This window comes from Janthinobacterium sp. NKUCC08_JDC, assembly GCF_019345575.1.
In the GTDB taxonomy this organism is placed as follows: Bacteria; Pseudomonadota; Gammaproteobacteria; order Burkholderiales; family Burkholderiaceae_D; genus Janthinobacterium; species Janthinobacterium aestuarii.
In genome coordinates this window covers 1-8,803 of the sequence record NZ_JAHKQW010000030.1, presented here as the reverse complement: position 1 = coordinate 8,803, position 8,803 = coordinate 1, and the positions used below count along the sequence as shown (strand labels likewise).

Sequence of the window (8,803 nt, the reverse complement as noted above, 5' to 3'; positions counted from 1 at the left end):
CTCGGCCTTGATTTCGCCATAAAAATAGTCGCGCGGGATGTTCAGTTGCGTCGGGCCCATTTCCGACATGGCGCGGTCAAAGCAGCGTCCCGTGAATTCCGCCATGCGGGCTGGATTGGTCACGTGGCCCTGGTACTTCGTGAATTCCTCGAACATCGGCAGCTGGTTCGCTTCCTGGAAGCCGCCCAGGCCCATGCTCATCGTGCCCGTCTCCGGCGTGATGATCACGACCGGGGTATGCGCCCAGTAAGCGGCGGCAATCGCCGTGACGCAATTGCTGATGCCGGGACCGTTCTGGCCGATGACGACGCCATGGCGGCCCGAGACGCGGGCGTAACCGTCGGCCATGTGGCCGGCGCCCTGCTCGTGCACGACAGGAATCAAGCGGATGCCGGCGGGCGCAAAAATGTCCATCGGGTCCATGAAGGCCGAGCCCATGATGCCGAACATGTCGGTCACGCCATTGGCGGCCAGGGTTTCCACGAACGCTTCGGAAGGCGTCATTTTTTGCGGGCCAACAGGTATCGCGGCTGCGGCGGCTTTTTGGTCGGTCATGTCATTCATGGGTGTCTCCTGGTCTGTTGTAATGAACTGCAGTGTAGTGAGCAACTTATTTATCAAAAATCGGTATATTTTGTTCCGAAATTTGATATACAATTCAATTTAAGCGTTCGGCAATCAAAAGTCAAACAGAATTTCGAGGAAACGGTACAATTTGAGTTCGAAAATGAAATAACACTCAGACAGACAACCGAGGCCACCATGGACATGATTTCATCCCCAAAACTTGAGCCGGAAAAACTGGAAGGCGACACGCCCACGATGCGTTTGTTTGCCTTGCTGGAAGTGATTGCCGAAAAAGACCAGTTGCTGTCGCTGCAAGCGCTGGTGGAAGAAACGGGCTTGCCCAAGCCCACCCTGCACCGCATGCTGCAACAGCTGGAAAGCGTGGGCGTGCTGCAGCGCGAAAGCGATGGCCGCCACTACAGCACGGGCGTGCGCCTGCGTCGCCTGGCGTCGAACCTGCTAATTAACAACACGTTCCATGGCGCCCGCCGCATGGTCTTGCGCCAGCTGGTCGAGGAAGTGGGCGAAAGCTGCAACCTGACGGCCTTCAGCGGCAGCGAAGTGGTGTACCTGGACCGCGTGGAAACGGCGGCCCCGCTGCGCTTCTACCTGCATCCCGGTTCGCGCGTGCCGGCCCACTGCTCGTCGAGCGGCAAGCTGTTCCTGGCGCAAATGACGCCCGTGCAACGGCGCCGCCTGCTGGGCCACATGGAATTGACGCGTTTTACGGACAAGACGGAAACGGACCCCGTCAAGCTCGAACGCGAACTGGAACTGGTGCGCCGTAACGGCTATGCGCTGGACGACGAGGAATTCCTGCCCGGCCTGTTGTGCGTGGCCGTGCTGGTGCCGAACCCGAACGGCCGCTCGAACCTGGCCGTGGCCATCCAGGCGCCCATCATCCGCTTGACGCACGACAAGGCTTTACATTTCTTGCCTGCATTGCAACGCGCCGCGCAGGCCCTGGCCGCCATCGAATCGGAAACCATGCCGACGACGGGCGGGGACGACGACGCATTGCAAACCGGTCATTCATAACCGCCGTAGCGCCCATGCTGCGGTTTCACAGGAGAACAAGGTGCCAGATTCACGCCAACATCCCCCCGCCGCAGCGGCGCAAACCTTGCAGTCCGTGCGCAGCCTGTTCAATATCGACAGCGACCTGCTCGTGCCCGTCTTCACGGAGCGCGACCCGCACGTGCCCGACATCGATCCCGCCTACCGCTTCAACAAGGACGTCACCCTGGCGATTTTGGCCGGCTTCACCCACAACCGCCGCGTGATGGTGCAGGGCTTGCACGGCACGGGCAAGTCCACGCATATCGAGCAGGTGGCGGCCCGCCTGAACTGGCCTTGCGTGCGGGTCAACCTCGATGGCCACATCAGCCGCCTGGATCTGGTCGGCAAGGACGCCATCGTGCTGCGCGAACAGCAGCAAGTCACGGAATTCCAGGAAGGCATCGTGCCCTGGTCCCTGCAACGGCCCGTGACCCTGATCTTCGACGAGTACGACGCGGGCCGCCCCGACGTGATGTTCGTCATCCAGCGCATCCTCGAGCGCGACGGCAAGTTCACCCTGCTCGACCAGAACCGGGTTATCACGCCCCATCCTCACTTCCGTCTGTTCGCCACCTCGAACACGGTTGGCCTGGGCAACTTGAACGGCATGTACCACGGCACGCAAGTGCTCAATCACGCGCAAATCGACCGCTGGAACATCGTTGCCACCTTGAACTATCTGCCGCAGGCGGAAGAGACGCAGATCGTCCTGGCGCGTGTCCCCGCCATGAACGACGAGGCAGGCCGCCAGCTGGCCGCCGCCATGGTGGCCGTGGCCAGCCTCACGCGCCACGGTTATGCGGCGGGCGACCTGGCTTGTCTGATGTCGCCAAGGACCGTCATTACCTGGGCGGAAAACTGCCAGATCTTCCGCGACCCGGCGCTGGCCTTCCGCCTGTCCTTCCTCAACAAATGCGACGAGGCCGAGCGGCCCATGGTGGCCGAGTATTACCAGCGCTGCTTCAATGAGGAATTGCTGGCGAGCCAGGCATGAGTGCCGAAACGACGGCGCCTGCCGCCTACACGCGCGAGCAGCAGGAAACGGATGAGCTGTGCGCGGGCGCCATCCGCGCCCTCAGCGCTTCTCCCTCGATACGCTACCGGGGCCGACGCCTGCACGACGGCCACCGTCCCCTGCCCATCCACGCAGCCCATCTGCAGCCCGATGCGGCGCTGCAGGATTTGCCATCCTTGCGCGGCGCGGCCGACAGCGTGGCCCTGCGCCTGCTGCATACGGATGCGGCCCTGCACAAGTCCTTCTGCCCGCTCGAACCCGTGGCGCGCCTCGTCTTCGAACTGCTGGAACAGTTAAGGGTGGAAACGCTGGCGCCCGAGCAGCACGCTGGCGTGATCGGCAACCTGCGCCACCGTTTTACTGCATGGTCGCACGCGTTCTACGATTCCGGCCTGGCCGAGGGCGCTTCGGGCTTGCTGCTGTACACGGTATTCCAGATGTGCTGGTCGCGCCTGACGGCCAGGCCCGTGCTGGAAAAGACGGAAGATTTTATTGAAGCGACACGCTGGTCGGTGTCGTCGCAATTGAGCGGCGACCTGGCGGGATTGCGCCGCCACCGCGCCGACCAGGCAGCCTTTGCGCGCCATGCACTGGCCATCGCCTACGCCGTCGACGCCATGCTGAAAGACGCGCAAGCGGCGCGCGATGGCGGCGAGGACGAGGCAGGCGACGCCAAGGCGCAGGCGGCCTTCAAGTTGCTGCTCGACTTCGACAGCGATAACGACAACCTGCCCGATGCCGCCCCGTTGGGCGAGAGCCGTGCCTTCAGCGATGGCGATGGCGGCTACCGCGCCTATTCCACGGCGTACGACCGAGAGGAAATAGCGGGCGAACTCGTGCGCCGCGCCCTGCTGCTCGAATACCGCGAACGCATGGATGCCCGCATCGCCAGCCTGGGCATCAACACGGCCCGCCTGGCGCGGCGTTTGACGCAATTGCTGGCCGTGCCCGAGCGCGACGGCTGGTCGTTTGGCGAAGAAGAGGGGTATATCGACGGCCGGCGGCTGGCGCAACTGATCAGTTCGCCATCCGAGCGCAGGCTGTTTCGCAAGGAACAATTCCTGCCGCAAGCCGATTGCCTCGTCACCTTTCTCGTCGATTGCTCCGGCTCCATGAAGACGCATGCGGAATCCGTGGCCGTGCTGCTCGACATTGTGCTGCGCGCACTGGACCAGGCCGGCGTTGCCACGGAGTTGCTGGGTTTTACGACGGGCGCGTGGAACGGGGGAAGAGCCAAGCGCGACTGGATGCGCGCCCGCTCGCCGGCGAATCCAGGACGCTTGAATGAACTCGTGCACATGGTCTTCAAGGATGGCGACACGCGCTGGCGCCGCGCGCGGCCCGACATCGCGGCCCTGCTGAAGGCGGACTTGTACCGCGAAGGCGTCGATGGCGAAGCCGTGGACTGGGCGTGTACGCGCATGCTGGCACGCCCTGAACGGCGGCGCATCCTGCTCGTCGTGTCCGACGGTTGCCCGATGGATACGGCCACGAATCTCGCCAACGACGAGTTTTACCTCGCGCAACATCTGAAACAAGTGGTGGCGCGCCGCGAAGCGCAGGGCGCCATCGAGATTTGCGGGCTGGGCCTGGGCCTGGACCTGGGTGCCTACTACAGCCGCAGCCTGGCCACCACCCTGCCCGCCTCGCTGAACAATGAGCTGTTCAGCGAGATCGCGCAGTTGCTCGGTGGGCGCAAACGTTAAGCCTTCAGCTCACTTCGTAGCGGACCGTGTGCGCCTCCATCGGCAGCGGGATTTCCCAGTTCCACAGCATCGCTTGCAGCTTCTTGTTGCTGAGCGACGTGTCGCGCTGGCCGTTGCGCCGCAGTAACTCCTTGCGCGGCTGTTCCAGGTACACGAGCTCCACCTGCGCGTGGTATTTGTACAGCAGGTTGAGCGTCTTTTCGCGCATCAGTTTCGACAGATGCGTGGCGTTCCACACGAACGGTTCGCCCTTGCGCAACAGTTCGCGCGCCCGCTCTTCCGCATAGTCGCCCACCTGCCCCTCGTTCTTGCCGTGCTTCAAGCCCAGGGCCGTGCGCGCATCGTCAAACGACACGACGGGCAGGCGCGGATGGTGCTTCTCCACCCACGTGTTCTTGCCCGACGCGGGCAAGCCCGACATCACGATCACGCGCGAGCCCGCTTCCTGGAACAGCGGATAGTCGGGATGCGCCTCGGCGCCGCGGAAATATTTGACGCGCGTGTGATCGTCAACGAATGCGCGCCGCTGGCCATAGCATCCTTCCTCGCGCGCCAGTTCGCGGAACAGCTCGATGGCATCCAGAATGCGCTGCGGATCGGGACAGATGCGGCCGCGGATATCGGCTTCGGCCAGCATGGCCAGCAGGCGGATATCGACTTGCCACGACAATTCGCGCACGGTGAACTCGGGCGTGACGCCGCGCCGCGACGTTTCCAGCGCAAAGAACGGCACCTGGTGCACATTGATCAGGCGACAGATCTCCTCGCGCACGGCAAACGGCACGTCGCAATCCCACAGGGCGATGCGCGCATCGAGGGCGCCCTTGCGCGAGTGGCCGGGCTGGCCGATGGCGCCCGTCACCGGGTCGATCACCGTGGTGCTGCACTTGGCCACGTCGTGCAGCAAGGCGGCAAGAAACACGATTTCCTGTTCCGCGCGCGTGGATTGCTGATAGTCGGGCATGGCCAGCAAGGACTCCACCACCATCATCGTATGCGTCCACACATCGCCTTCCGCGTGATAGACGGGGTTTTGCGGCGTCGTCTTGGCCAGTTCCAGCTGCGGGAAGGCGGCCAGGCAGGCGTTGAAATCGGGCGACTGGCCCGCTGGCGGCACCAGTTGCTGCAGGGTTTTCCAGTTCATCATTTTGTACTCCTTGAGAAAGCTGCCAGTTCGTCGAGCGAACGGCAGGTATGCAAGCCCAGGCTTTCCCACGTGACGAGCGGCTGCGGCGCGTACAGGTCGACGCCGTCAGCCAGCTGGTTCGGGATCAAGGGCCGCGTGCTGTGGTGCGAACCGCTGTCGAGGATGGTTTGCGTAAAGTCATGGCGCACCAGCTTGTAGCGGGCCAGTACTTGCTCGTCATCCTCCACCTTCAGGTACAGGCCTTCCGCGTGGTCGGACTTGTCCGTCTGCTTCCAGCACAGATCCAGCGGCAGGCGTTCGCGCGCCACCGCAGTTTCAAAAGCGTCGCGCCACAGCCGGGACTTGGCCAGCGAATGGCGCAGCAGCTGCCACAGCTGCTTCGGCGTGGCCGGCATCACCCCCGCATACAGCACGGGCACGGACAGCACTGGCGAGCCGGCCAGCATGGCGTGGCGGCGCGCCGTCGACAAAAACATCTGGCTGCGGCGGCAATACACGTCGAACTCGTTGAAGTAATGGGGCAGCCGGTCGTAAAACACGGAATGCTTGCTGTACGACCATTCGCCAAACAGCACATACTGGTCTTCCAGCAAGCCCAACAAGGCGTGTTCGTGCGCATGCGCCCACGGTTTCAACAGATTGAACTGGCGTTCGCTGCCGCCGCCCGCCAGGTAGTGGCCGCGCGACTGCAGCAGCACCTCGCCCGCATCGCTGAACGACACGGCGGAGTTGGCGCCATCGATTTTCTCCTCGATGACGACGTACTGGCCGGCCAGCTTTTTCAGGGGCATCTGGTCCGAGCCGTCGTCGCCATCCTGCAGGCGCGAACCTTCCAGGTGCGGCGTGCGCGGGTATTTGAATAAGGGTAAAGATTGTAAAAACATAGCGTCCCACGCCGCGTTCACCGGGGCGTGTCCATACAGGGTCAGGGGTGCTGACGACGTGTTCGGGCGTGGACGATCAAGACCAGGGTCTCGGATACGTGTGCGGGAAGAGCAAGAGCAGTGCCGCAGCAATCGGGGGCGTCAACGCGCCGAACGATGCTGCAAAGAGCATTTCGTCAGCGTTAGCAGGTGATGGCGAAGAAGCGAGGCACTTTTGGCTCCAATAAGGAAGAGGTTCAAGAAAGAACGGGGAATATAACGGCTGTTTGACTATTTTGCAAGCGCCGCACGTTTGGAGACTAGCCGAGCAGTTGCGGCACGGCCGCCGCCATCAGGGAAATGCCGATCAGGGTCAGCACGGCAAACGCGATGCGGCGCATGCCGCGCTGGGCGATCGGCGGCGGGTAGTGCTTGCCGGCCATCGTGGCCAGCACGCCCACGGGCAAGGCCAGCGCACACAGCAGCAGCACTTTCGCGTCGAGCTGGCCCTGGCTGCCCGCCATCAGCGAACGTCCGCCCGCACTGATGGCGAATAAAAAGATCAGGCTGTAGCGGATGGTTTTCAAGCTCATTTCCTGGCGGTAGAACTGGTACACGAGCGGTGGTCCGGCCAGCGAGAACAGGCCGGAGAACAGGCCGCCGCACACGCCGCTGATGAAGAAGCTGCGCTTGTCGGCCGCGCCGGGGCCAGGTGGCGCTTGCAGCAAGATGCTGACGCCGCCATACACGATAGCCGCGCCCAGCAGCAGGTGCAGCAGCGGCGCATACGCCTGGTCCAGGTATCCCAATAGCAAGACGCCGGCCGCCATGGCCGGCAGCAAGCCGATGCTGGCCGCGCGGATGGCACGCCAGTCCAGGTGGTGCAAGGCGCCCGGCAAGGCCACGAGGCAATTGGCCAGGGACAACAAACTGACGAGGGCCGCCAGCGCGGGCACGGGCGCCAGGCCCAGGCCGCTGGCCACGCCCATGACGATCATGCCCAGGCCAAAGCCCGTGACGGTCTGGAAATACGTGCCCGCCGCCACCACACCCAGCAGCGCCAGCACGGGCAAGCTGAACAACTCAGCGTCCACCCTGGGCCTGCACGGACGTGACCGCAATCACGTTATACACGTCAATCGCGCTGCAGCCGCGCGACAGATCGTTGGCCGGCTTCTTCAAGCCTTGCAGCAAGGGGCCGATGGCGACGGCGCCGCCCATGCGCTCGGCCAGCTTGTAGCCGATATTGCCCGCGTCGAGGTTCGGGAACACCAGCACGTTCGCGCGGCCGTTGACGACGGAATCCTTGACCTTGCGCTGGGAAATCTCGGCCACGATGGCCGCGTCCAGCTGCACGTCGCCATCGATGGCCAGCCGCGGACGCTGGGCCTTGACCCGGTCTGTTGCCGCATGCACCTTGTCGACGGCCGCGTGGTGGGCGCTGCCGCTGGTGGAAAACGACAGCATGGCCACGCGCGGTTCTTCCATCAGCAAGGCTTGGGCGCTGTCGGCGGCCGCCATGGCGATGTCGGCCAATTCCTCGGCTTTCGGATCAACAACGAGGGCGCAGTCGGAAAAGATGAAACCGCCCTTGAGGCTGTGAAAAGGTTCGCACAGCATCATCAGGAAAAAGCTCGACACGAGCTTGAAGGCCGGATCGACGCCGATGATCTGGATGGCGCTGCGCACCACGTCGGCCGTCGTGTGCACGGCTCCCGCCACGCAGCCGTCCGCGTCGCCCAGGCGCACCATCAGGTTGGCGTAGCACAGCGGTTCTTGCACGGCGATCCTCGCCTGCTCCACCGTCATGCCCTTGGCCTGGCGCAGTACGAACAATTGCTGGGCGTAGTGTTCCGACTCGCTGGACTGCGCCGGGTCGACCAGGCGCACGGCGTCCAGATCCAGCGCGTGTTCCTGCGCCAGGGCCAGGATGGCGGCCGGGTTGCCGACGATGGTGATGTGGGCCAGGCCTTCGGCAGCGGCACGCGCGGCCGCCTGCAATACGCGCGCATCGCCGCCCTCGCACAAGACGATATGTTTCGGCACGGCGCGGGCCTGGGCGATGATGCGGTGCAGGGCTTTCATGGCGACTCCAATTCGGTAAAAAAATGCCGGAACCATGGAAGCATGAGGCATGGTTCCGGCACATAAAAACCCGGCGCGATTGCCGGGGTCATACAAGGATCGGTCAGGGTGGTGTCGGATTACGCCGGCACCACGCGTAGCTTGCGTAGGTTGGATTAGCCCGCCAGGGCGTAATCCAACAACACCAGCAAATCAAACGTAATCTTTATATTTATCCAGATGCCGCACAGGTTTGCTCAGCGCATCGCGGCGGAACGGGTCGCCCAGCTCGCGCGTGCACATGATTTCGATGATGGTGGTCTTGCCTTCATTCATCTGCATGTCGATCGCCTTTTTCAAGGCCGGGCCCACGTCTTCCAGC

The 8,803-nt window shown here is 63.4% G+C and carries 8 protein-coding genes; 3 read left to right on the top strand and 5 right to left on the bottom strand.

Annotation, left to right across the window (positions count from 1 at the left end; genetic code table 11):
- Positions 1-555, bottom strand: a 555-nt coding sequence (locus tag KO538_RS28855) for a thiamine pyrophosphate-binding protein (protein ID WP_257620655.1), incomplete at its 3' end; no start/stop codon positions are given.
- Positions 556-768: 213 nt separating this feature from the next.
- On the opposite strand from KO538_RS28855, the gene KO538_RS28850 reads away from it, so the two are divergent.
- From KO538_RS28850 to KO538_RS28840, 3 genes are read left to right on the top strand one after another with little or no spacing between them, the layout of a single operon-like run.
- A complete protein-coding gene (locus KO538_RS28850; protein ID WP_374106902.1) occupies positions 769-1,605 on the top strand; it encodes an IclR family transcriptional regulator in 837 nt (278 codons plus the stop codon).
- A gap of 40 nt (positions 1,606-1,645) precedes the next feature.
- Positions 1,646-2,620: an AAA family ATPase gene (locus KO538_RS28845; protein ID WP_374106901.1), complete on the top strand. Its 975-nt coding sequence runs from the start codon at positions 1,646-1,648 to the stop codon at positions 2,618-2,620.
- Complete coding sequence (locus tag KO538_RS28840; protein ID WP_219330420.1) at positions 2,617-4,347, top strand: cobalt chelatase; 1,731 nt, start codon at positions 2,617-2,619, stop codon at positions 4,345-4,347. Before KO538_RS28845 ends, KO538_RS28840 begins: the two co-directional genes overlap by 4 nt.
- Before the next feature lie 4 nt (positions 4,348-4,351).
- Here KO538_RS28840 and KO538_RS28835 read toward each other — a convergent pair whose 3' ends face one another.
- From KO538_RS28835 to pta, 4 genes are all read right to left on the bottom strand, one after another.
- The gene (locus KO538_RS28835) at positions 4,352-5,494 is read right to left on the bottom strand and encodes an AAA family ATPase (RefSeq protein WP_374106900.1); all 1,143 of its coding nucleotides are present in this window, start codon (positions 5,492-5,494) and stop codon (positions 4,352-4,354) included.
- Complete coding sequence (locus KO538_RS28830) at positions 5,491-6,378, bottom strand: RNA ligase family protein (RefSeq protein ID WP_219330419.1); 888 nt, start codon at positions 6,376-6,378, stop codon at positions 5,491-5,493. Before KO538_RS28830 ends, KO538_RS28835 begins: the two co-directional genes overlap by 4 nt.
- Positions 6,379-6,677: 299 nt before the next feature.
- A complete protein-coding gene (locus tag KO538_RS28825; protein WP_257620654.1) occupies positions 6,678-7,439 on the bottom strand; it encodes a sulfite exporter TauE/SafE family protein in 762 nt (253 codons plus the stop codon).
- A 1-nt stretch (position 7,440) separates the two neighbouring features.
- Positions 7,441-8,442, bottom strand: a complete 1,002-nt coding sequence (gene pta / locus KO538_RS28820) for a phosphate acetyltransferase (protein ID WP_070304426.1) — start codon at positions 8,440-8,442, stop codon at positions 7,441-7,443.
- Positions 8,443-8,803: the final 361 nt, after the last annotated feature.

Coding starts and splice junctions, on each gene's coding strand:
- KO538_RS28850 (WP_374106902.1), top strand. CDS start 769: ATGATTTCATCCCCAAAACTTGAGCCGGAAAAACTGGAAGGCGACACG.
- pta (WP_070304426.1), bottom strand. CDS start 8,442: ATGAAAGCCCTGCACCGCATCATCGCCCAGGCCCGCGCCGTGCCGAAA.
- KO538_RS28835 (WP_374106900.1), bottom strand. CDS start 5,494: ATGATGAACTGGAAAACCCTGCAGCAACTGGTGCCGCCAGCGGGCCAG.
- KO538_RS28840 (WP_219330420.1), top strand. CDS start 2,617: ATGAGTGCCGAAACGACGGCGCCTGCCGCCTACACGCGCGAGCAGCAG.
- KO538_RS28830 (WP_219330419.1), bottom strand. CDS start 6,378: ATGTTTTTACAATCTTTACCCTTATTCAAATACCCGCGCACGCCGCAC.